This is a genomic window from uncultured Tateyamaria sp. (assembly GCF_947488715.1).
Lineage (GTDB): Bacteria > Pseudomonadota > Alphaproteobacteria > Rhodobacterales > Rhodobacteraceae > Tateyamaria.
In genome coordinates this window covers 108,124-131,987 of the sequence record NZ_CANLAG010000002.1, presented here as the reverse complement: position 1 = coordinate 131,987, position 23,864 = coordinate 108,124, and the positions used below count along the sequence as shown (strand labels likewise).

Here is a 23,864-nt window from a genome sequence, read left to right as displayed (position 1 = left end):
GCCTTTTGCGCGTCAGCGCAAAACAGAGCCACCCGACGCCCTAACTGTGCTCTTCCGCGGCTGTGGCCGCCAAAGCCCGGTTGTAAGCCTTCAGCGCATCCACATGAAACAGCGCGCCCTGCAATTCAGGGGCTGCATTCTCGCCCGTGAGCGTGACGACGGGGATAAACGGCACCATCGTCCGATCAAAGATGGGCAGTGCCGCTTCAAGGGTCGCATTGGCGTCCACGTAAATGCCCTCTGAAATCATCTCCCAACTGCGCGCGGTATCCGCCGCTCGTGGATCGTCAGGGCTGCGCATCACCGAACTGACCCGGAACATTGCCAACAAATAGGCTTGCGGCCCTGCGGCCAAGTGCACGCCTTTCCGCTCCAACTGGCTGAGAAAGAAACTGCGGTCCACCAACCGTGACGACAGCGCCGTGGACATGGAAACCGCCACCATAACCGCCAAACCGGTTTGCCAGTCCCCGGTCAGCTCGAACACAATCAACGTTGTCGAAATTGGCGCGCCAAGAACCGCGGCTGCCACAGCCCCCATACCAGCCAGCGCATAAAGCGTAACGGACCCGGACACATCGGGGAAAATCCCAGTTGCGATCAATCCAAACCCAAGGCCAGTCAGCGCACCAATCATCAACGACGGCGAAAAAACACCGCCCCCCATGCGCCCCGCCATGGTGATCGCAACGGCCGCTGTCTTGAGAACGACAAACACCATCACGTCGTTCAATGCCAATTGCCCGGTCAGCGCCATCGACGTCGTCTCATAGCCGACACCGATGATATGCGGATAAAAGATCGCAAGCGCGCCCAGCAAAGCCCCGGCAATTGCTGGCCGCAGCCACCGTGGCAATCCGGTGCGCGCCTGGATCGCCGTTCCCACATCGTCTGTCCAGAAAATGGCCCGCATCAGAACAACAGCGACAAGGCCGCTAATCAGGCCCAACAGCAAAAAGGCTGGCAATTCCTGATAAAATACCAACTCATTGGCCTCTGGCAGCATGAATTCTGTCACGCCGCCAAATTCCAAACGATTGATGACTGTCCCCGCTACACTTGCAATCACGATCGGTGCAAAAGCGTGCACCGCAAAATGGCGCAACACCACTTCCAGCGCAAAAAGCGCACCCGCAATGGGCGCGTTGAAACTGGCTGATACCGCAGCCGCCACCGCACAGCCCAAGAGATCGCGTCCCGTGATACCGTCGGCCTTGATCCAGCGGCACACCTTGGTCGAAATCACCGCCGCGATATGAACCACCGGCCCCTCCCGCCCGGTCGAGCCGCCGGATGACAGCGTGATAAAGCTGGCAAAGGCAGAGGCCACGCCTGCGCGCGTCCCCACCCGCCCATCGCGCATCGCCGCACCTTCGATGACATCGGCCACCGAACGGGCGACGCCATCCTTGGTGAACGTGTGCAGAATGAGGCCCGTCAGCAGCCCCCCGATGATCGGGATGATCAGGATCAGATACCAAGGCAAGGACGACGCAAAACTGTGCAGATATTGCACGTCGTCCGTCCCATAAAGCCACGCTTGCAGCGCCTCGATCCCCTTGCGAAAAAACAGCGCCGCAAACCCGGCAGCTACACCAATGGCCAGCGCAATGAACCAAAACTGGATCTGGCTTGGACCGCGATGCCGCAGTACCTGCCAGCCGTCACGACATGCAGTGACCGCGAGGTCAATCTGACGAGTGATAAGGGCGCGCTCTGGGGCTGGCATCGGACCGGGTCACGGTTGAGGAACTGTTCGACCCTTAACCCACAGAACTTGCGAAAAAAAGGCCGCGCATCGTCACAGCCCGAACTTAGCGACCTTATCCGCCCAACAGCGCACGTGCGGCCCCGCGTGCCTCATCCGTGATCGTGTCGCCTGCCAACATGCGCGCGATCTCGTCAACGCGGTCTGGCGCTTGCAAAGGCACGACATTCGACGTGGTCATCCCCTTGCTGACCTGTTTTTCGACGCGCCAATGGTGCGCGCCGAGGGCTGCGACCTGCGGCGAGTGTGTGACAACCAGCACCTGCCCACCTTCGGCCAGCGCGGCAAGGCGTCGGCCCACCGCATCTGCCGTCGCTCCGCCAACGCCGCGGTCAATTTCGTCAAAGATCATGGTCAGCCCCGCCTGTTCGCGGGTCAGACACACCTTCAACGCCAGCAAGAACCGGCTTAACTCGCCACCAGAGGCAATCTTGTTCAGCTGACCGGCTGGCGCACCAGGGTTCGTCGCCACGGTAAAGGCAACCGCGTCGCGCCCCTCTGGTCCTGCCTGTTCATCCGTAATCTGTGTCGCAAACACAGCGCGCTCCATCTTAAGCGGTGCCAGCTCGGCCATCACGGCCTTGTCCAATGCTTTGGCCGCCCGCGTCCGACCCGCCGTCAGTTTGGCCGCTGCCGCGTCATACGTCGCCTCAGCACTGCGCAAGTCAGCGGTCAACCGCGACAGGTCGGCGTCACCTGCGTCCAGCGCGTTCAACTTCTGCCGTAGCGTATCCGCAAATGTCGCCAGTTCATCCGGGGCCACATCATGTTTGCGCGCCAGACCCCGGATCGCAAACAGCCGCTCCTCGGCGTCTTCCAGCTCTGCCGGGTTGAAGTTGAGCACATCCAAAGCACGCACAACACCGTCCGATGCTTCGTCCAGTTCGACCAGTGCGCGCCCCAACGCGGCCAGCGGCGCATCCAGCGCGCCATCCACTTTGTCAGCAGCCCCGTCCAGCCACCGCATCGCGTCACCCAGTGCGCCTTCGGCACCATCATGGCCCAGCAGTTGATGCGCCTTTTGCACATCCTCACGCACCCGCTCTGCGCCTTGCATCAAACGACGACGTGCATCCAATTCCGCCTCTTCGCCGGGCTGCGGGTCCAGCGCATCCAACTCGCCAACGGCATGGCGCAGGAAATCCTCTTCGTCACGGATGGCTGCCATCGCCGCCTGCGCCGCTTCCAGAGCTTTGCGCGCTTGGCCCACCTGGCGCCATGTCGCGCGGGTCTTGCTCAGGCCAGATGCCAGCCCTGCAAACTCGTCCAGAATGGCACGGTGTCCTCTGGGGTTAAGCAATCCGCGATCGTCATGCTGCCCGTGCAGTTCAATCAACGTGTCGCTGAGCGCGCGCAGCACCTCACCCGAACACCGACGGTCATTCACCCAAGCCGTTTTGCGCCCATCAGACGTGTTCACACGGCGTAGGATAAGCTCATCCCCGCCCGGCAATCCCGCCTCATCGAGCACAGCATGGGCCGGGTGCGCATCCGGCAAATCAAACCACGCCGTCACTTCGCCCTGTGCCGCACCTTGGCGCACCAACTCGGCCCGACCGCGCCAGCCCAAAACAAAACCCAAAGAATCCAAAAGGATAGACTTGCCCGCGCCCGTCTCACCGGTCAACACGTTCAATCCCGGCTGAAACGCAAGTTCCAACCGGTCAATGATCAGCATGTCCGAAATATCAAGACCGCGCAGCATCAGTCCGTTTCCAAAACCCAGGCCAAATGGCCGGAAAAGATCAGAGCCACCGCCCCTGGATCATCTGGCGATACACCTGGTTCAACCAATTGTTGCCCAGAACACGCGGCTCGAGCCCCTGCCCCGTCAACAGTTTAAAGCTGTCCTCGTACCAATCCGTCGACTGGAAATTGTAGCCTAGGATTGCGCCCGCCGTCTGCGCTTCGTTCGTCAGACCCAGCGACAGGTACGCCTCGACCAAACGGTGCAGCGCCTCCGGGGTGTGGGACGTCGTCTGGAAATCCTCGACCACCACACGGAAACGATTGATCGCCGCGGTAAAGTTATCCCGCCGCAAATAATAGCGCCCGATTTCCATTTCCTTGGCCGCAAGGTGATCAAAGGCCAGATCGAATTTCAGGATCGCGGATTTTGCGTATTCGCTGTCGGGATAACGCTCAATAACCTCACGCAGCGATTGCAGCGCTTGAAAGGTCAGACCCTGATCCCGGCCCACTTCGTCAATCTGGTCATAATAGCTGAGCGCCAAGAGGTACTGCGCGTAGGCCGCGTCATCATCATCGGGGTAAAAGTCGATGAACCGCTGGGCGGCTGATCGGCTGTTTGGATAGTCTTTGTCCCGGTGATGGGAAAACGCCTGCATGATCAATGCGCGACGCGCCCAGTCAGAATATGGGTAAAGGCGCTCGATCTCAGAGAAGTAAAAGGCCGCGTCGGTCAGATCACCGGCTTCCAGCTCGAACTCACCCCGTTCAAATATCTGTTCCGCAGTGAATTCTTCGAGCGGAATCTCTTGAGAGTTGAACAGGCCACCGCGTGTCGGACGATCGTTTACCGACCCGCATGCCGCAAGAGCCGCCGCAATAGCCGTGACTGCCGCCAACCGCGTTATGGATGTGCCACGCACCATGGTTTGCTACCCCCAACAAGCGCCCAATATCGCCCTCTTTCGGGCGTTTGGACAGTGTCTATCACAAACAGAACGCAGGGTTAAATGACGATTTGCCCTACTCTCAGGCAACAGCAGGGATCTCGTCCCACACGAGGCCCGCGCCGGGCAGGCGCGCGGTCATCTCTGCATCGCAGGTGACCATCCGGAACGCATCCGGTGTCTCGAAAAGCTTGCGCAGCAGCTGGTTGGTCAGGGTGTGACCCGCGCGGGTGCCGACATAGTGGCCGATCAACGGCGCACCGGCCAAAGCCAAGTCGCCCAACGCATCCAGCATCTTGTGGCGCACGGGCTCGTCCGAGTGGCGCAAACCGCCGGGGCTTGTCACACGGTCGCCGTCAAACACAACCGCGTTCACGCCCGGCGTGCCGCCCAAAGCCAGACCACTGGCCTGCATTTTCTCGACATCACCCTGACGGCAAAACGTACGGCTGTCGCTCAACTCGCGGGCGAAACTGCCATTCGACATGTTCAGGGACTTGGACTGCGTCCCGATAGCTGCGTCTTCGAAATCAATGTGAAAGTCGATGCGCATCACTTCGGAGGGTTGAAGCGTCGCGGTTGCTTCCCCTTGAGTGACAGTGACAGGTTTCAGCACCTCGATCGCCCGCACACGGGCAGGCAAGCGGCGCAGCCCACGCTGCATGATCGCACGTACAAACGGGACGGCAGAGCCATCCAGGATCGGAACCTCGGGGCCGTCAATTTCAATGAGGGCGTTGTGGATACCACAGCCCGCAAGTGCTGCCATGATATGTTCGACCGTACCCACGGATACGCCGGCATCATTGACAAGCGTCGTACACAGTGGCGATTGGCGCACAACGTCATAGCGTGCAGGGATCAACGCATCCACGGTTTCGATGTCAGTCCGCAAGAACCAGATGCCATGCTCGGCCATGGCCGGGCGAATGGTCAAATGCGCAGGCTTGCCAGAATGCAATCCGCACCCGGTAAATGATACTGGCCCTTTGACTGTCGCTTGCACTGGTCCCACCCGTAACGTTTTTGTAACGCACCCAACAGCTATTGGGTGGCGGGCCGGTTCTCAACTCAATCTTTGTAACCGACTGAAACATGGCTGAAACACATGGGCGGCAAAGCGCGCATACCGCTCTAACCCCATGCTTTCAAATGAAAAAAGGGCCACCCTATGGCAGCCCTTGTATTGGTTTGTGAGCGAAAATCAGTTCGCTTGACGGCGCAGGAAGGCCGGAATTTCAATCCGCTCCTGATCGGGGTCAGGAGCCTCGGTCGGTTGGGGCGCGGGTGCTGGTGCCGCAGCGCGCGCCTGTACCGGAGGCTGTTGACGCGCCGGACGCTCGGCCGGGGCGGCACCTTCCGCCGAACCTGTCATCCGGTTGATCAGGGAATTGATGCCAAAGCGCGGCTTATCTTCACCTGCCGGAGCGGCGGCTGGCTGTTGTTGCGCAGCGGGTGCAACCTTCTGCGTTGCCGCACGCAACCGGGCCAACGCCTCGGGCGACGGCGTGCCAGGTGCGGGTGCACGTGGTGCGACAAAGCTCTCGGCGGCAGGCGCTTCGGGCTCAGGCGTTGGTTCAAACGCTGCAACCTGCGGCTGGTACGCGGGCGGAGGCAGATCATCTGCCGCGGCAACCGGTGCCTCGTCTACAAAGATGTCTTCGGCCATATCCTGTGCTGCAGCCTGCGCAACATCCAGTTCCTGGAACAGCGATGGCTCTTCGGCAGCGGCGACAACAGGCGCAGGCGCCGGTTCAGGCATCGGCTGTGGTGCAGGCGCTGGCTCGGCCGCGATTGTCGGCGTCAATGGTGCAGCCATGGAACGGCGTGGAACGGGAATTTCCGTTTGCACGTCGCTGGCGTCGATGCCGGTGGCAACCACGCTGACGCGCATCATGCCTTCCATCGCCGTATCCAATGTCGAACCCACGATGATGTTGGCATCCGGATCCACTTCTTCGCGGATACGGTTGGCCGCTTCGTCCAGTTCGAACAGGGTCAGGTCGTGCGCGCCGGTGATGTTGATCAGAACACCCTTGGCACCGCGCAGCGAAATCTCGTCGAGCAGCGGGTTGGCAATCGCCTTTTCGGCGGCCTGGATCGCGCGATCTTCGCCATCCGCCTCGCCCGTACCCATCATGGCTTTGCCCATCTCATCCATCACGGCACGAACGTCCGCAAAGTCGAGGTTGATCAGGCCGGGACGGACCATCAGGTCGGTCACGCCTTTGACACCCTGGTACAAAACGTCATCGGCCATCGAGAACGCCTCGGTGAAGGTCGTTTTTTCATTGGCCAGACGAAACAGGTTCTGGTTCGGGATGATGATTAGCGTGTCGACCATCTTTTGCAGGGCATCAACGCCGTCCTCGGCCTGACGCATCCGCTTGGCACCTTCAAACTGGAAGGGCTTGGTCACAACACCAACGGTCAGAACACCCAATTCGCGAGCGGCCTGCGCGATGATTGGCGCAGCACCTGTACCCGTGCCACCGCCCATACCCGCAGTGATAAAGCACATGTGCGCACCGGCCAGGTGATCCACGATCTGTTCGATTGATTCTTCGGCGGCTGCGGCACCAACGGATGCACGCGCGCCTGCCCCAAGACCTTCGGTGACTTTGATGCCCAACTGGACCCGGTTTGTCGCGGCGGACTGCTGCAGCGCCTGCGCATCGGTGTTGGCGACAACAAATTCGACGCCATCCAGTTGTTTTTCAATCATGTTATTGACGGCGTTACCACCCGCGCCACCGACACCAAAGACGGTGATGCGGGGTTTCAGCTCGTCATGTCCGGGCATGGAGAGGTTCAGGGTCATGGGTCAGGTCCGCCTGTCTGGTTTGCCGCATTCGCGGGTGTTTTTGTGCCTAAATCCCCACAATCCTAGCGATTCACGGCCCCAGCGTCACCCATAAAACACAAATTTACCGCAAAATATGGGCGAAATCTTGCTGTTGTTCACTCTATGTCCGCGTTTGGACCAGATATAGCGATCACCAGTTGTCGCGGAACCATTTCACGGCCCGGCGCAGGCTGCGTGCGGGATAGCGGTCGTGTAGGATATCGAAATCCCACCACTCGTCCTGGGGATGCGCCGCAAAGAGAGCCAAACCGACGGCAGAGGCAAATCCCGGACCGGTTGCCGCCTGTGGCAATCCATGCACGCGCAGCGGACGCCCCAGACGCACCTGTTGGCCCAGAATTTTGGAGGCGAGGCCATCAAGGCCGGGAATCTGACTGCCGCCACCGGTCAAAACGATCTGCTGGCTGGGCAAATGGTCAAACCCGGCCGCATCCAGACGGGCCCGTACTTCTTCGAGGATCTCTTCGACACGGGGGCGCATGATGCCAATCAATTCGGCACGGGACGCAGTGCGGCGGTCATGTTCGTAGTCGCCTGTGTCGCCACCAATTTCGATCATCTCGCGGTCGTCCATGCCCGTAGCATGCACCCCGCCGTAAAACGTCTTGATCCGTTCCGCATTGGCCGTAGGCACCTGAAGCCCCATCGAAATGTCCGACGTCACGTGATCGCCACCCATGCGCACAGCGTCGGCATAGATCATGTGTTTTTTGATAAAGATCGACACACCGGTCGAGCCACCGCCAAGGTCGATACAGGCGGCACCAAGCTCCTGCTCGTCCTCGACGAGCGCGGCAATACCGGACGCATAGGCCGATGATGCAATGCCCGCCAATTCGAGATCACAGCGTTTCACACAATGCGCCAAATGCTGCACCGCGTCGGCGTCCACCGTCAGCATGTGCATATCGACGGCCAGAGCATTGCCCAGTTGCCCACGTGGGTCCGACAGCCCGGAACGATGATCCAGGGCAAAGTTCACCGGCTGCGCGTGCAGCACCTCGCGGTTTTCACCGTAATCCGGGACATCACACCGCGACAGGACACGGGCCACGTCCTGTTCCGTGACCACCTGCCCTTCCAGATCCACCTGCGCGTCCAGCCCATAGCTGCGCGGCTCTGCCCCTGAAAAACATGCAATGACGTGATCCACCCGGATACCCGCCATCTTTTGCGCGGCCTGCAAGGCAGTACGAATGGCGCGTTCGGTTTCCTGCATCGCGCAGATTTCACCAAAGCGCACGCCGCGCGACCGCGTGGTTGCGGCCCCGATCACCCGGAACCCGGATTGACCGGCCAATGAACCAATCTCGCCCTCATCGCCCAGCTTGGTCGTCCCGTCGAACCGCAACACAAGGCAGGCAATCTTGGAACTGCCAACGTCCAGAATGGCGACGACGCCCCGCTGCATCGCAATCTTGCGCATGTTCCGCATGCTGCGCTGGTTGTCATAAAGGTCGGTCATCAATGTCACTCGGTCCCGGAATTCAACTGTCTGATACGCCACCATTCTTCTGTGGCGGTACTGTTCATGCGCACGGTTGGACGATGCGGCAGCCGCAGGTCGATGCTCGCAATATCGCGGTGCAACACCTCGTCCACACCATTCAGTGCGATCACCCGTTCCAACGCCTGCACGGCGTCGGCCTCTGGCAACATGATGCGCTGGTTGCGATCCAACACCACGTCCCAACGACGGTCGCCAAGGCGCACAAGCCCGCGCAACCGATCCCCCAGCGGCGCACCCGCAGAGACAAGCGCCAGAGCCTGATCAACCTGTTCAGCCGCCCCCTCGCCCGCGATCACGGGCAAATCCGGGCGCGCGATGCGACGCGCGATCGGCTTGACCAGCGCCCCGCTGGCATCAATCAACGTCAGGCCTTCGGGGCGTCTCCAGATTGCGACTGGCACACGTGGGGTCACATCGACCTGCAAAACCCCGCCGGGGCGGATGCGGACACTCGCCTCGCGCACCGGGGCCATATCCATGATCTGCGCGCGCATTGCGGCGGGGTCGAGATCGAAAGACGACACAGGAAAATCGAGCGGGATAGCGGCACGTATATCCTGCGCCAACCCTTCGTCCACGCCATCAATGGCCATCAGGTTAACCATGAATTCGGGGCGCTGTTCGATACTCGCCCGCGCCTCGGCAACCGTGTCCTGAATGGCCTGCTGCGTGTTGGGATCAGACAACCACCACGTGGCCACACCAAGCGACAGGGCAAAGGGAACGCCTGCCCGTACCGTCAGGCGGAACAGCGGCGTCAGCATCAAACGCTGCATCCGCCAGGACCAGCGGGAGGGCGCCGGATCGGCCTTGTTGGCGCGCCGGTTCAGCGGTTGCATGACGCATCCTCCACCATCCACGCGCACATCTCACCAAAGGAAATGCCTGCAAATTGCGCCTGTTCGGGCGTCAAAGATGTCGGTGTCATGCCCGGTTGCGTGTTGGTCTCAAGCAGGATCAGGCCGTCAGCGCCTTTGCTTTCGTCCCACCGGAAGTCCGTGCGGCTGATACCCCGGCACCCCAACGCGTTGTGCGCACGGACGGCATAGTCGAGGCACAGCTCGGAAATCTCGTTTGGCACATCCGCCGGGATCACGTGCCGCGATCCACCGGGTTTGTACTTGGCATCGTAGTCGTACCAGCCGTCGGTCAGGATGTCCGTCACACCCAATGCGCGGGCGCCCATCACTGTGGTCGTCAACTCGCGTCCGGGCGCAAAGGCTTCGACCATCACAGTTTCAGGCATCTCGGAGCCAAGAACGGGCGGCGCATTGCTGCCCTCGGGCACGAGATACACGCCGACGCTGGACCCTTCGTTGTTGGGCTTGACCACATAGGGTGGCTCCAACACGTGGCTGCGCGACACCTCGGACGCGGCCACGATGACACTGTCGACAACCGGCAATCCGGCGGCGCGGTACACGTCCTTGCTGCGCTGCTTGTCCATCGCGAGCGCAGAGGCCAGAACACCGGAATGCGAATAGGGAATACCCAGCCACTCCAGAATCCCCTGAACACAGCCATCCTCGCCCCAACGCCCGTGCAGGCAGTTGAGTACAGCGTCCGGTTTTTCACGTGTAAGAACAGAGGCAAGATCGGGGCCAGCATCGACCTCGATCACCTGATATCCTGTGTCCCGAAGCGCGGTCGCGCAGGCGTTGCCTGACGACAAGGACACCTCGCGTTCCGCCGAGGGGCCACCCAATAACACCGCCACTTTCGGGGACGTCCTGCTCGACTGACCCGCCATGTGCCTCTAAATCCCGGAGTCCTTTTGCGGACCCTCATGATTGTTGCCAGTTTTTCGTTGTTTTCTGGCCTGCCTTGCGCGTCGTGACCTACTTCGGTTCGCCGACCCGCATAATTTCCCATTCTAGCGTGATACCGCTTGAATCGTAAACCTTTTTTCGCACCTCCTCACCCAATCCTTCGAGGTCCGCCGCCGTGGCGTCGCCCGTGTTGATCAGGAAGTTCGAGTGCTTTTCGCTCATCTGCGCGCCACCACGCCGCGCGCCGCGCAAGCCAGCGTCGTCAATGACCTTCCACGCCTTCAGGTCATGCACGTCATCGGCCTGCCCGGTCGAGGAAAAGCCCGCCGGGTTGCGGAATGTGGACCCCGCGCTGCGATCTTTGGTCGGCTGGGTGGCATCCCGCTTGGCGATTTGGTCAACCATGCGCGCCTCAAGTGCGGCCGGATCACCGGCAAGCGCACGCAGGGTCACATCCGTCAACACAGCGCCCTCCGGCAAATCGCTCTGCCTGTAGCGAAAATTCATGTCGCCTGCGTCCAGCGTTTCAACACGACCATCCCGCAGCACCACGCGCGCACTGTGAAAAACGTCAACGGTATAGCTGCCATAACAGCCTGCATTCATGCGCACCGCACCGCCGATCGAACCGGGAATGGTGCGCAGGAACGTCAAGTCCAACCCCGCCTCTGCCGCACGGCGCGCCACATGCGCATCCAGCGCTGCAGCTCCTGCCGTGACCAGATCGCCCTCGATCTTGATGCTGTTGAAGCCGCGCCCCAGACGGATGACCACAGCGCGTAGGCCACCATCCCGCACAATCAGATTGCTGCCCACGCCCATGGGAAACACGTCGACCTGCGGGCCAAGGGCTGTCAGAAATGCACTCAGATCCTCAACATCTGCAGGCTGGAACAACCAGTCCGCAGGTCCGCCAACCCGCAACCAGGTCAGCGTCGACAAATCTTTTTGCGGCGTCAGCCTGCCGCGCACCGTGGGCAATTCGTATGTCACGTGCGGGGCATCTCCTGATGAGGCCACCAGGTCAAGAGACCTTGGCATGGCGGTTCGCCAACCAGGCGATAATCGCGCCACCGATCAATCCGGACACCATCGGCGGGGCCATCAACAAGGACACAACCACCGCAGCATATCCATCCCCCGGCAACGCGTCATGCGGCGCATTCAGCACAAAGAGGAAAGCCGCGATCAGCGCCAGGATCAGGGCAACGAGCAAGCGCACCATGTACCGGCGCGCCATCACGTAACCCACAGCACAGCCGATTATGACGCAAGCAATGGCAATGGCCGTCATCGTGCCACCCTCTGCTTGATCCAGCGGCTCAGGTAGATGACCGGCCAACGCAGCACGCTCATCCCGGCCGCGAGCACCAGCAACCCTATCCACGGCCCATGTTGCCATGTCACAAATCCCAGGATCGGAATGCCGATGGCAATCAACCCATAGGCATTGGTCCAGTGATTGTCCTTGCTGGGAAACATCGCCATCACGTTGGCAATCAGGGCCCAGGCGCAGGCGAGGATAAGGGATAGACTCATGACCGAAGCTCCGGCGGCAATTGAGGGTTTTGGCCGCGCAGCTTGGCCCAGAAATATCGCAAAGGGTTGCGGAACATAGACACAAACGCCGCAGCCGCCAGCGCCCCGGCCCACCATGCGACCGAAATTCCGATCCAGAGGATCAGAACGGGCGCAAGGATCAACAACGCAATGCCCGGAATATACTGATGCCGCATCGGCAACATGGCCACCGCAGTGGAGGCAAGAACCCAACCGACACATGCCAGCAACAGGATCATTTCTGGCCCTCCTCTGTGGCCTTGTTCCGCGCTTTTCCAAAGGACCAGCCAACCAGAACCATCATCGCGCAAGGTGCCGCGTAAAACAGCGGGCCCGTGGCCGACCCGAACGCAAGGTTGATTGCGCTCAGGAGCAAAAGGAAAACCACCACGCCCCCCAATAGCGCGGATCGCGACCCCTGTCGCAGCCACATGCCCAGCGGGATCGCCAGAAAAACAAAGAGAAGAACGACGACGTTCATGCCGCGCCCTTTTGCAGACGACCCGGCAATCCGTTTGCCCACGCACTGATTGTACCCGCGCCAAGGCAGACCACCATGTCACCAGGACGTGCCTGTTCTCGGACCAACCGTTCCAGATCGTCCTCGCCCATCACCGCGCGGGCGTGTCGATGTCCGTGACGGATCAGCCCGGCAACCAGATCATCGCGCGATGCCCCTTCGATCGGGTCCTCTCCGGCGGCAAAGATGTCGGTGATGCCCACCACATCCGCATCGTTGAAACACGAACAGAAGTCTTCGAAGTGGTGGTGCAGCCGGGTGAAGCGGTGCGGCTGATGCACCGCGATCACGCGCCCATCGCTGGCCTGTCGTGCCGCCTTCAGGACGGCGGCAATCTCTGTCGGGTGGTGGCCGTAATCGTCAATGATTGTCACACCGTCAATTTCGCCCACACGGGTGAAACGCCGGTTAACACCGCCAAATTCAGACAGCGCTTTGCGGATTTCCTCACCCTTCATGCCCAGATGCCGCGCCACGGCGACAGCGGACAAGGCGTTGGATACATTGTGGTCGCCGGGCATCGGCAAGGCGCACCCTTCGATCAGCTTTTCCTCGGCTTGCAAGGCGATGTCGAAATGGGCCACGCCCTTGTCATAGGTCAGGTTCATCGCGCGCACATCGGCCTGCGCATTGAACCCATAGGTGACCACGCGGCGGTCGGTGATCTTGCCGACCAATGCCTGCACATCGGGATCGTCGGTACAGCACACCGCCAGACCGTAAAACGGAATGTTCGACACAAATTCGTAGAACCCTTGGTGCAGCGCCTCTTCGGTGCCCCAGTGTTCCATGTGCTCGGGGTCGATATTGGTGACAATGGCAATGGTGGCGGGCAACCGGTTAAAGGTGCCGTCGCTCTCATCCGCCTCGACCACCATCCACTCGCCATCGCCCTTGCGCGCATTCGACCCGTAGGCGTGGATGATCCCGCCATTCACGACCGTAGGATCAAACTTGCCCTCGTCCAGAAGGGCCGCAACCATGGTTGTGGTGGTCGTCTTGCCATGTGTCCCGGCGATGGCGATGTTCGAACGCAGACGCATCAACTCGGCCAACATCTCGGCGCGCCGCACGATGGGCAGGCCCCGCGCCCGCGCCGCATCCAGCTCTGGATTGCCCGGCTTGATCGCAGACGAAATCACGACAACCTCGGCATCCTCGATGTTCTGCGCCTGTTGACCGACAAAGATATGTGCCCCCAGCTCGGCCAGCCGGTCGGTGATCTTGGACGCCTTCAGATCGGAGCCTTGCACGACATACCCGTGGTTCAACAGCACCTCGGCAATGCCCGACATGCCAATCCCGCCGATGCCCACGAAATGAATGGGGCCCACGTCTCCGGGCAGTTTTGTGGCTGCGTTCATCGTTCAGGTCCCTTTCTGACTGAGGGTTTCGACCATGTGGACCATGCTTTCGGTGGCCTCGGGTTTGCCTACGCTGAGTGCGGCGTTGGCCATTTGCGTGGCACCGCCCGGATTGTCCAGAACCATGGCGATCTGTGACGTCACGCTTTCAATGGAAAGCTGGCTTTCCGGGATCAGAATGGCCGCACCCGCATCCACCAATCCACGCGCGTTCGCGGTCTGGTGATCACCTGTCGCCGCAGCGTATGGGATCAAAATCGAAGGGCGTCCAATCACCGAAATATCGGCCACCGACGACGCGCCTGACCGGCTGATGATCAACTGAGCCTCGGACATTCGACGCGGGACATCCTGAAAAAACGGCTGCACATCTGCCGCAATCCCTTGTGCCGCATAAAAGGCACGCACCCGCTCTTCGTCTTCGCCGCGCGCCTGATGACTGACCCGCAGATTGGACAACCGCTCCATCGGCAGGCTCGCGATGGCGGGCGGGATCACGTCAGACAGAATGCGCGCGCCCTGACTGCCGCCGATCACCAGCACTTCCATCGGGTAGTCGCCCGGCGCAATGTATCCGGCCCCTGCCCGTTCCAGCACGGCGCCCCGCACCGGGTTGCCCACATGCACACCCTCGACACCCTCAGGCAGGTCAGTGGGCCACGTGCCGCATGCAACCGCGTCCACCCGGCTTGCCAACAGCTTGTTCACCCGGCCCAGTACGCCGTTTTGCTCATGGATCATGCGTGGCAAGCGCAACAGGGTCGCCGCCGCCATGGCCGGGATGGTCGGATACCCACCGAACCCCACAACCACCGCCGGTTTGTCGCGCATCAGCTTGAGCAATGCGCCCATCACACCCGTTGCGATGCGAAACGGCACAGCGGCCTTGGCCAGCGCCCCACCACGCGCAAAGGTCGCGCTGGAAATCTGCTCAATCTCAGTGGTGTGAGGGAACCCGCCCGTGTAGCGTGCGCCGCGTGCATCCGTGCTCAGCTTGACGCGCCAGCCACGCGCCAGCATTGCCTCGGCCAGCGCTTGTGCCGGGAACATATGCCCACCGGTGCCACCGGCTGCGATCAACAAAAGCGGTTGGGTCATCGACGTCCCCGCCCCAAAAGGTCAGATATCTCGCCCTGTGGGCGCGACCGCGTAAAGGCGAGCAACATGCCAACCGCAATGCCCGACGCAATCACCGAACTGCCACCGTAGCTGACAAATGGCAGGGTCATGCCCTTGGCCGGCAGCAGACGCACCGCAACCCCCATGTTGATCATCGCCTGCACACCGAACATGCAGGCTAGGCCCGTGCCTGCCAGCCGAATAAACGGGTCCCTTTCGCGCACCAGCCGCAACAGCGACCGCACCACGATCCCCGAATAGAGCGCGATGATGCACAGCACCAGAATCAGCCCATATTCCTCAGCCGCAACAGCAATGATGAAATCGGTATGCGCGTCAGGCAGCGACCATTTCACCTGCCCCTCGCCCACGCCAACACCAAACAGACCACCTTCTTGAATGGCATTGGTGGCGTACCCCAGCTGTGTCCGCGGATCGACATCCGGGCTGAGAAAGCCGTCAATCCGGCGCGCAAAGTGTTCGGAGTTGGAATAGGCGATGGTACCACCAAAGATGACCAGCCCCGCCATGCCCACCAACAGGATCATCGGCGCACCCGCCACAAAATACATCACACCCCAGCCAAACAAGACAAGGCACGCCTGACCGAAATCAGGTTGAAGCGCCAACATCAGTACAATCGACACGCACAGCGCAAAGGACCAGGCCTTGCCAGGAGGGCCGTTCAACTCTTGGCTGGCCGCCAACATCCAGGCTGCCGCCACGACAAAACCCGGCTTCAGGAACTCCGACGGCTGCACCGAGGCAAAACCAAGGCTGTACCAACGCACCGCCCCCTTACCAAAATCCGTGCCAAAGAACGGCAACATCGCCAGCGCAACAAATGCAGCCAGAAAGCCAAGAACAGCCAGACGCCGCACCACGACGGGCGACATCATCGACGTCAGGATCATCACGATCAACGCAACTGTGCCGAAAAACGCTTGCCGCGCCACATAGTGAAAGGGTGGAAACCCGTTCTTTTCCGCCAGCGGCACAGAGGCCGCCAACCCCAGCAGCAACCCAATCGCAAACAGGATCAGCACGCAACTCAGCGACCATTTATCAATGGTGCGCCACCATTTTGGAAGAATCGGTTCGCCGTCCCGCACTGGAACTGCGCCATAGACCATCTCTGTCATGATCAGCCGCCTTGCTGCCTAACACTGCCTCGGGTCCCCGGTTGCTCCGAGGTACTCATTTTTAAGCATAGCGCGAAAAATGTGCGCGGGCTAGCCCTAGTCGGATCGCGGCGCCGCAAGCATTGTGCGATTTTCAGCCCAGCGTGCCAACGTGCAAACCCATTCAAGCAAAGGGCTCCTGTCGATCCCTCGCTTTGTAGACGGTCCCGTTGTCACGCGCTTGACCCTTCGCCCACAATCCGGCACGGCAGCGCCATGGATTACGACACTCTTGTCATTGGTGCCGGTGCCGCCGGTATGATGTGCGCCGCCCACGCGGGCGGGCGTGTTTTGCTTGTGGATCACGCCAAAGCGCCGGGGGAAAAGATCAGGATTTCAGGCGGCGGGCGCTGCAACTTTACCAACATGTATTGCGACGCCCACGCATTTCTGTCCGAAAACCCCCACTTCGCCAAATCCGCTCTGGCGCGCTACACCCAATGGGATTTTGTCGCCCTCATCGATCAACACGGCATCCCATGGCACGAAAAGACATTGGGGCAGTTGTTCTGCGACAACTCGGCCAAGGACATCATCGCCATGCTGCGCGGCATGCTGCAATCCGCAGGGGTCGATCTGTATTTGCAAACCTCGGTCACTGATTTTGCAAAGTGTAACGATGGCTTCACATTCACCCTGAACGGCGCCCAACCCGGCACCGCCCGTAACGTGGTGATCGCCACGGGTGGAAAATCCATCCCCAAGATGGGGGCCACCGGCTTCGCCTATGACATCGCCCGGCAATTCGGTCACCGCATCACGGCGCCAGAACCGGCCTTGGTGCCATTCACGTTCCCCGATCGCCGCTTTGCCGATATCTCTGGCGTGGCCTGCCCGGCCCGTGTCACCGCCAACGGACCCAGCTTTGAAGAGGCCTTGCTCTTTACACACCGCGGCCTGTCCGGGCCTGCCATCCTGCAAGCGTCGAGCTACTGGGATGCGGGCCAGCCGATCACGCTGTGCCTTGCCCCGGACACTGATTTCAGCGCACTACTGCGCGACAAACGCCAAAGCGACGGCAAGAAAGCCCTGACCACCGAACTGGCCCGTCACCTGCCGTCCCGGCTGGTCGATTACCTGAGCACACATATGGACCTCTCTGGCCGTCTCGGCGATCTGTCAGACGCGCGTATCGACAGGGTCACGCAGGCACTGACGCATTGGCACCTGACACCCGGCGGCACCGAAGGATACCGCACCGCAGAGGTCACACGCGGCGGCGTCGCCACGGATCACATCAGCTCCAAAACGATGCAGTCCCAGCTGGCGCCCGGCCTCTATTTCATCGGCGAAGCCCTGGATGTCACCGGCTGGCTGGGCGGGTACAATTTCCAATGGGCCTGGTCATCAGCCATGGCGGCAGCCCACGACTTGACCTCCTGAGCCGTAACGCGACCACGTCTGGCCCTGCGTACAAAACATGTCGTGCGCGCGTCAGCGCGCTCCTTTGGATCACAGCCGCTTGGTCACCTGCGCAACGAAGTCCTCCCCGCGCCGCTCAAAGCTGTCGTATTGATCAAAGCTCGCCGCCGCCGGAGCCAACAGCACAACATCGCCGGGTTCTGCCGCCGCCATTGCCGCCTCAACCGCAGCCGCCATCGAGGTACACACCTGTGTTTCGACCTCTAGCTGCATCGCAAATTGCGCCGCCTCGCGCCCGATGACATAGGCCGCCTTGACGGACCCAGATGCGGCATTCACCACCTCCAGCCCGCCGTCCTTTTGCAAACCGCCACAGATCCAGTGAATGTTCTCAAAAGCCGCCAAAGCCTTGGCCGCACTATCAACATTGGTGGCTTTGCTGTCGTTTACATAACGCACGCCGCCCGCCTCGGCGATCACCTGACTGCGATGCGGCAGACCTGCAAAACTGTGGAACGCCTGTTCGATCACCTTGGGTGCGATACCCACCGCCCGCGCCGCGGCATAGGCTGCGCAGGCGTTCTGATGATTGTGACTGCCCGGCAACCCGGCAACACCGCGCAGGTCAATCGACGCAACCTGCCGCCCCTTTCGGGTCTCGGCCAGAAATCCCTTGCGCGCGTGGACGTTCCAGCCCGGCCCGGTCAACTTGGCATCAACCGAAATGCGGATCACCCGGTCATCTGCCGGTGCCTCGCACATCTGTCCCGCCAGAAATCGCCCCTCGTCTTCGTCCACGCCGATGACGGCGCGGTCCGGGCCACCTTCGGCAAACAGCCTGCGTTTGGCAGCATAATAGCCGCCCATGCCCGCGTGACGGTCCAGATGGTCCGGCGTCAGGTTAGTGAAGACCGCAACATCCGGCGTCAAACTGCGCGCAAGATCAGTCTGATAGCTCGACAACTCCAACACGATGACCTCGCCGTCGTGCGGCGGATCAATGTCCAACACCCCGCGCCCAATGTTGCCCGCCAGCTGGCTGGGGCGTCCCGCCACCTCCATAATGTGGTGGATCAATGCCGATGTCGTGGATTTGCCGTTGGACCCTGTCACGGCAATCACGCGTGGCGCCGTATCGAAATTGTGCCACGCCGACGTGGCAAAGGATTGAAAGAACAGCCCGATGTCATTGTCGACCGGTACGCCAGCCGCAAGGGCGGCGACCACAACCGGATTGGGCGCAGGATAAAGATGCGGAATACCGGGGCTGACAATCAGACGGGCCACGTCATCAAAGGCACCCGCACGCTTGAGATCCAGACAGGCGAACCCTTCGGACGTCGCCTTGTCCCGCGCATCGGGGTTGTCGTCCCAGCACACAGGCGTTGCGCCACCGGCCTCCAGCGCGCGCGCAGCCACAAGCCCCGAACGCCCCAACCCAAGTACGGCGACCCGCGCGCCCGCCAATCCCTGAACAGGGATCATCGCTCCAGCCTTTCACACGCCGCCATCACCATGCCTTTTCCTGCCTGTCACGAAAGAACTTGCCCGTCACGTCACCCGGCGCATCAAGCGCCAGCCAAATCGCCGTATCCGCACCCTCTTCCGGTGTGCGCGGCGCGGCGTTGCCCCCCATCCGCGTGTGCACCCAGCCGGGGCACATGGCATTCACACTGACACCGGGCGGCAAATCGCGCGGCAGGGCATAGCTCAGCGCATTGAGCGCCGCCTTGGCGACGCCGTAGCCCCCCGGCCCCTCCATGCCTTCGTCATATGCCCCCCAACCGGACGTCAGGTTGATGATCCGCCCGGCACCCGCGCGCGTCATGTAAGGCAGAACACCGCAGATCAGGTCAAAGGGCGCATGAAACATCACCTGCATGGACCGGCGCAGTCCGTCCGGATTGTAGATCATGCTGTCTTCGATCAGGATACCGGCGTTGTTGATCAGGATATCTATGTCCCCGGCCGCCGCGATGGCGGGGTAAAAGGTCTCAGGTGCCTCCAGATCCAGATGCACCCACGCGCAGCCCAGCGTTTCCGCCACCGCCGCACCGGCCTGCGCATCGCGCACCCCAATCACCACGTCTACACCGCGCGCAATCAGCCCTTGGGCGATGGCATAGCCAATCCCACGATTGCCCCCGGTGACAAGCGCGCGGGCCATCAGCGCACCTTGAGCGTGGCCAGACCAATCATCGCGAGGATCAGCGAGATGATCCAGAACCGGATGACAATCTGCGGTTCTGCCCAGCCCTTCTTTTCATAGTGGTGGTGGATCGGTGCCATCAGGAACACACGTTTGCCGGTCCGCTTGAAATATAGCACTTGAATGATGACCGACAGCGCCTCGACGACAAACAAGCCGCCGACAATCGCCAGCACCAGCTCGTGTTTGGTCGCGACCGCAATCGCCCCCAATGCGCCACCCAACGCCAGTGACCCCGTGTCACCCATGAACACCGCAGCCGGCGGTGCGTTATACCACAGAAACCCAAGCCCACCGCCGAACAGCGCAGAGGTAAAGATTAGCAATTCACCCGTGCCCGGCACGTAATGCACATCCAGATATTCGGTGAAATCCACACGTCCAACTGCATAGGCGATAATGCCCAATGTCCCGCCGGCAATCATAACCGGCATGATCGCCAGACCGTCTAGGCCGTCCGTCAGGTTCACCGCATTGGCCGATCCGACAATCACGATGATCGAAAACGGGATGAACAGCACCCCAAGGTTCAACAGAACATCCTTGAGCACCGGCACAGCCAGCTGGTTTTGAAGCATTTCCGGGTGGTTGATCGTCGAGAAATACGCCGCGATCGCCGCAATCAGGAACCCAAGCAACAAGCGAACCTTGCCCGGAACACCTGCGGTCGTCTGTTTCGACACCTTGGCATAGTCGTCCGCAAAGCCAATGGCCGCAAAGGCCAACGTGACCCCAAGGACAATCCACACAAACGGATTGTCCCAGCGCGCCCACAACAGCGTCGACGTGGCCAGTGCGCCCACGATCAACAGCCCACCCATCGTAGGCGTTCCGGCCTTGGCGAAATGCCCCTCGGGACCGTCGTCGCGGATTGGCTGGCCCTTGCCCTGTTTTCGCCGCAGCACCGCGATCAACGGGCGCCCAAACAGAAAGCCGAACACAAGCGCCGTCAAAAACGCCCCGCCCGCCCGAAAAGTGATGTAGCGAAAGAGGTTGAAAAAATCTCCGCCGTCCGAAAGTTCCGTCAACCAATAGAGCATTGCTGCCTGTCCCTACTCATCATCTTGTGGGGCTGTCTTTTTGTAGATTTTGCCCGGTTAACTCACCGGATGGCCCATTTTGCGGATCGCGTCAACGATTTGAGCCAATCGCATGCTCAACGACCCCTTGGCCAGCACCACATCGCCACTGTCCAGACTGCGCCGTATGTTGACCGCCATCTCTTGCGCGGTTTCCGTCCATTGACCCTGTTTGTCAGCGGGCAACGCATCGTACAGGTGCCGCATGAGCGGCCCCACGCAATGCACCTTGTCGATGGCATCCATCGCGGGCAACGCAGCCAGATCCGCGTGCATTTGTGGCCCCAGATCGCCCAATTCCTTCATGTCGCCGACAAAGGCAATCCGCCGCCCTTTGCTGACACGGCCAATGTCATGGGTGACCTGTGCTGCCGCCAAAACGTCCAAAGCCGCCGCTATCGACGTGGGGTTTGCGTTATAGCTGTCGTCGATCAGTTCAAGCGTCAGATGCGTCTCTACAGGGTCCAGCACGATGACTTCGCGCGCGCCACGCCCTTCATAAGGCGACCATCGGCCCAGGGACTGTGCGGCCAGCGCCAGATCGGCCCCCAAGGCCTCTGCCGCGGCCAGCGCGCCTAGACCGTTCATCGCATAATGCTTGCCCACCGCACCGATCTTGAACAGCAGTGGCGCCTCATGGGCGGTGGCTTGCACAACGGTGCTCTCGCGCTGCAGGTCCACTGATTTCAACACAAAATCAAAACCGTGCTCACCAAATCCAATGTCTCTGCGCTTGGCATCATGCGCCTTGGCCTGCAAAATTGCAGCCGTCGAACAGTCGTTGTTCAGGATCGCAGTGCCGCCATATTCCAGGCCGTCGATGATCGCCGCTTTTTCCAGCGCGATGCCTTCGATATTCTCAAATGCTTCCAGATGCGCCGCCGCGACCGTTGTGATCATCGCAACATGCGGGCGCGCCATACGCGCCAGCGGCGCGATCTCGCCCGGATGATTCATCCCGATCTCGATCACCGCGTATTCGGTGTCTTGCGGCATGCGCGCCAGCGTCAGCGGCACGCCCCAATGGTTGTTGTAGCTCGCCACACTTGCATGTGTGCGCCCCTGATCCCCCAGAATGGCGCGCAACATCTCTTTGGTCGACGTTTTGCCGACGCTGCCAGTGATGGCAACCACACGCGCATCCGTCCGCGCGCGCGCAGCGACGCCTAATGCCTCAAGGGCCGTCAGAACGTCCTCGACGATCAACAGCGGCGCGTCTTGGGCCACGCCATCAGGCACATGCGTCACAAGCGCCGCTGCGGCCCCTTTCTCCAGCGCCTGCGCCACAAACTCGTGCCCGTCCCGCGCGGCCTTGAGCGCGACAAAGAGATCGCCGGCCTGCACGGTGCGTGTGTCGATCGACACGCCCGTTGCGGTCCAGTTGGTCGTTGCCGTGCCAGCCGTAGCCATCGCGGCGGCGTCCGAAGTCCAGAGCGTCATGTCAATCGTCCTTCCAATGCGGCCACGGCCACGCTTGCCTGTTCGGCATCATCAAAGGGCAGCACATCATCCCCGACGATCTGGCCCGTCTCATGGCCCTTGCCCGTGATCAGCAAGGCGTCGCCGGGCTCAAGCGCGTCTACCGCCCTCAGGATCGCCTCTGCGCGGTCGCCCACTTCGGTCGCATCCGGGCATCCGGCCATCACAGCCGCCCGAATGGTCGCAGGATCTTCGGAGCGCGGGTTGTCATCGGTTACAAACACCACATCCGCATGGGTCGCGGCGGCCGCGCCCATCAAGGGCCGCTTGCCCGCATCCCGGTCACCACCCGCACCGACAATCGCCACCAGCTTGCCCATCACATGCGGACGCATCGCCCGCAGGGCTGTCGCCACGGCGTCCGGCGTGTGTGCGTAGTCAACAAAGACCGTCGCACCATTGTCCCGCGTGGCGGCCAACTGCATACGCCCACGTACGGTATCCAAAAACTCCAGCGTCTCGAAAACGCGCGCGGGTGCTGCGCCACATGCGATCACCAACCCACAGGCCAGCATCACATTGTCCGCCTGAAACCCGCCAATCAACGGCATGCGCGACGCATAGGCCTTGCCATCATATTCAAAGCGGACGTCCTGCCCGCGCGCATCAAACCGTTGCGCTGTCAGACGCAGATCGCCGCCATCCCGCCCCACGGCCAGCACCTGTTGCCCTCGCGCCTGCGCAATCGCGGCCATATCCACACCGCGTGCGTCGTCCAGGTTGATGACGGCCATACCATCCTCGGGCAACACACGGGCAAAAAGGCCCGCCTTGGCGTCAAAATAGGCCTCGAACGTCTCGTGATAATCCAGATGATCCTGGGTAAAATTTGTGAACCCAGCCGCTTTGAGCGTCACGCCGTCCAACCGCCGCTGGTCCAACCCATGCGATGAGGCTTCCATCGCCGCATGGGTGATGCCGTTGGCCGCCGCCTCCGCCAATGTCCGATGCAAGGTGATCGGCTCTGGCGTGGTGTGGGCCAGCGGGGCGCTCCACGCGCCCTCAACCCCAGTGGTGCCAAGGTTGACCGCGGCCAAACCCATCTCGATCCAGATCTGGCGCACAAAAGTGCTGACCGAGGTTTTGCCGTTTGTCCCGGTCACCGCCACCATGTGTTCGGGCTGCGCACCAAACCACAACGCGGCTGTCCTACTGAGCACCTCGCGCGGGGCATCGGTCACGACAACAGCCACATTGTCTAGCCATTCAGCCGCCAATGCAGCCCCTTCCGCATCGGTCAGCACAGCCGCCGCACCCATGCGGACGGCGTATTGGACGAACTCGGCCCCGTGCACCCGGCTGCCCGGCATAGCGGCAAAGAGAAAACCGTCGCGCACCTCTCGGCTGTCGACGGCGATGCCGGTGATCCCGGGATTGCGTCCCGCGCGGGCGGTCAGGCCCAATGACGAAAGGAAACGTGCCTGTTCACCCATAAGTCGGCC

The 23,864-nt window shown here is 61.2% G+C and carries 22 protein-coding genes; 1 reads left to right on the top strand and 21 read right to left on the bottom strand.

The annotated features are described in order from the left end of the window. Positions 1–40: 40 nt before the first annotated feature. From Q0936_RS04930 to ftsW, 16 genes are all read right to left on the bottom strand, one after another. Positions 41–1,729 carry a chloride channel protein gene (locus Q0936_RS04930; RefSeq protein ID WP_299293361.1) on the bottom strand — a complete coding sequence of 563 codons (1,689 nt, stop codon included), beginning with the start codon at positions 1,727–1,729 and terminating at the stop codon, positions 41–43. Positions 1,730–1,823: 94 nt separating this feature from the next. Next, positions 1,824–3,473: a DNA repair protein RecN gene (recN, locus tag Q0936_RS04925; RefSeq protein ID WP_299293358.1), complete on the bottom strand. Its 1,650-nt coding sequence runs from the start codon at positions 3,471–3,473 to the stop codon at positions 1,824–1,826. A 40-nt stretch (positions 3,474–3,513) separates the two neighbouring features. After that, positions 3,514–4,383: an outer membrane protein assembly factor BamD gene (locus tag Q0936_RS04920; protein ID WP_299140435.1), complete on the bottom strand. Its 870-nt coding sequence runs from the start codon at positions 4,381–4,383 to the stop codon at positions 3,514–3,516. Positions 4,384–4,486: 103 nt separating this feature from the next. Further along, positions 4,487–5,410: a UDP-3-O-acyl-N-acetylglucosamine deacetylase gene (gene lpxC / locus Q0936_RS04915; RefSeq protein WP_299293355.1), complete on the bottom strand. Its 924-nt coding sequence runs from the start codon at positions 5,408–5,410 to the stop codon at positions 4,487–4,489. A gap of 198 nt (positions 5,411–5,608) precedes the next feature. After that, positions 5,609–7,225 (bottom strand): cell division protein FtsZ, encoded by a 1,617-nt coding sequence (ftsZ, locus tag Q0936_RS04910; RefSeq protein ID WP_299293352.1) that lies wholly within the window; start codon positions 7,223–7,225, stop codon positions 5,609–5,611. Between the two features lie 175 nt (positions 7,226–7,400). Further along, positions 7,401–8,735 carry a cell division protein FtsA gene (gene ftsA / locus Q0936_RS04905; RefSeq protein WP_299293349.1) on the bottom strand — a complete coding sequence of 445 codons (1,335 nt, stop codon included), beginning with the start codon at positions 8,733–8,735 and terminating at the stop codon, positions 7,401–7,403. Between the two features lie 5 nt (positions 8,736–8,740). Next, positions 8,741–9,619, bottom strand: a complete 879-nt coding sequence (locus tag Q0936_RS04900; protein ID WP_299293346.1) for a cell division protein FtsQ/DivIB — start codon at positions 9,617–9,619, stop codon at positions 8,741–8,743. Beyond that, positions 9,607–10,530 carry a D-alanine--D-alanine ligase gene (locus tag Q0936_RS04895; protein ID WP_299293343.1) on the bottom strand — a complete coding sequence of 308 codons (924 nt, stop codon included), beginning with the start codon at positions 10,528–10,530 and terminating at the stop codon, positions 9,607–9,609. The genes Q0936_RS04900 and Q0936_RS04895 overlap by 13 nt, the downstream gene beginning before the upstream one ends. Before the next feature lie 88 nt (positions 10,531–10,618). Then, entirely contained in the window at positions 10,619–11,542 is a 924-nt protein-coding gene (murB, locus tag Q0936_RS04890) for a UDP-N-acetylmuramate dehydrogenase (protein WP_299293340.1), read from the bottom strand. 31 nt (positions 11,543–11,573) lie between these two features. Beyond that, positions 11,574–11,843: a hypothetical protein gene (locus Q0936_RS04885; RefSeq protein WP_299293336.1), complete on the bottom strand. Its 270-nt coding sequence runs from the start codon at positions 11,841–11,843 to the stop codon at positions 11,574–11,576. Continuing rightward, a complete protein-coding gene (locus Q0936_RS04880; RefSeq protein ID WP_299140411.1) occupies positions 11,840–12,088 on the bottom strand; it encodes a DUF2484 family protein in 249 nt (82 codons plus the stop codon). Before Q0936_RS04880 ends, Q0936_RS04885 begins: the two co-directional genes overlap by 4 nt. Next, on the bottom strand, positions 12,085–12,348 hold the full coding sequence (locus Q0936_RS04875; protein WP_299140409.1) for a DUF2484 family protein: 264 nt from the start codon (positions 12,346–12,348) through the stop codon (positions 12,085–12,087). Before Q0936_RS04875 ends, Q0936_RS04880 begins: the two co-directional genes overlap by 4 nt. After that, positions 12,345–12,590, bottom strand: a complete 246-nt coding sequence (locus tag Q0936_RS04870; RefSeq protein WP_299293333.1) for a hypothetical protein — start codon at positions 12,588–12,590, stop codon at positions 12,345–12,347. The genes Q0936_RS04875 and Q0936_RS04870 overlap by 4 nt, the downstream gene beginning before the upstream one ends. Then, on the bottom strand, positions 12,587–13,993 hold the full coding sequence (murC, locus tag Q0936_RS04865) for a UDP-N-acetylmuramate--L-alanine ligase (protein ID WP_299140404.1): 1,407 nt from the start codon (positions 13,991–13,993) through the stop codon (positions 12,587–12,589). The genes Q0936_RS04870 and murC overlap by 4 nt, the downstream gene beginning before the upstream one ends. A 3-nt stretch (positions 13,994–13,996) precedes the next feature. After that, positions 13,997–15,091, bottom strand: a complete 1,095-nt coding sequence (locus Q0936_RS04860; protein WP_299294031.1) for a UDP-N-acetylglucosamine--N-acetylmuramyl-(pentapeptide) pyrophosphoryl-undecaprenol N-acetylglucosamine transferase — start codon at positions 15,089–15,091, stop codon at positions 13,997–13,999. Then, positions 15,088–16,254: a putative lipid II flippase FtsW gene (gene ftsW, locus Q0936_RS04855; RefSeq protein WP_299140400.1), complete on the bottom strand. Its 1,167-nt coding sequence runs from the start codon at positions 16,252–16,254 to the stop codon at positions 15,088–15,090. The genes Q0936_RS04860 and ftsW overlap by 4 nt, the downstream gene beginning before the upstream one ends. A 255-nt stretch (positions 16,255–16,509) precedes the next feature. Between ftsW and Q0936_RS04850 the strand changes: the two genes are divergently transcribed. Continuing rightward, positions 16,510–17,676: an NAD(P)/FAD-dependent oxidoreductase gene (locus tag Q0936_RS04850; RefSeq protein ID WP_299294029.1), complete on the top strand. Its 1,167-nt coding sequence runs from the start codon at positions 16,510–16,512 to the stop codon at positions 17,674–17,676. Between the two features lie 69 nt (positions 17,677–17,745). On the opposite strand, the gene murD is transcribed toward Q0936_RS04850, so the two are convergent. Genes murD through Q0936_RS04825 form a run of 5 tightly spaced genes read right to left on the bottom strand, consistent with a single transcriptional unit; the run spans position 17,746 to position 23,855 of the window. Further along, complete coding sequence (gene murD, locus Q0936_RS04845) at positions 17,746–19,140, bottom strand: UDP-N-acetylmuramoyl-L-alanine--D-glutamate ligase (protein ID WP_299294028.1); 1,395 nt, start codon at positions 19,138–19,140, stop codon at positions 17,746–17,748. Positions 19,141–19,165: 25 nt separating this feature from the next. Next, on the bottom strand, positions 19,166–19,822 hold the full coding sequence (locus Q0936_RS04840) for an SDR family NAD(P)-dependent oxidoreductase (RefSeq protein ID WP_299294026.1): 657 nt from the start codon (positions 19,820–19,822) through the stop codon (positions 19,166–19,168). Next, on the bottom strand, positions 19,822–20,904 hold the full coding sequence (gene mraY, locus Q0936_RS04835; RefSeq protein WP_299140388.1) for a phospho-N-acetylmuramoyl-pentapeptide-transferase: 1,083 nt from the start codon (positions 20,902–20,904) through the stop codon (positions 19,822–19,824). Before mraY ends, Q0936_RS04840 begins: the two co-directional genes overlap by 1 nt. A gap of 57 nt (positions 20,905–20,961) precedes the next feature. After that, the gene (gene murF, locus Q0936_RS04830; RefSeq protein WP_299294024.1) at positions 20,962–22,383 is read right to left on the bottom strand and encodes a UDP-N-acetylmuramoyl-tripeptide--D-alanyl-D-alanine ligase; all 1,422 of its coding nucleotides are present in this window, start codon (positions 22,381–22,383) and stop codon (positions 20,962–20,964) included. Then, entirely contained in the window at positions 22,380–23,855 is a 1,476-nt protein-coding gene (locus Q0936_RS04825; RefSeq protein ID WP_299294022.1) for a UDP-N-acetylmuramoyl-L-alanyl-D-glutamate--2,6-diaminopimelate ligase, read from the bottom strand. The genes murF and Q0936_RS04825 overlap by 4 nt, the downstream gene beginning before the upstream one ends. Between the last annotated feature and the right edge of the window lie 9 nt (positions 23,856–23,864).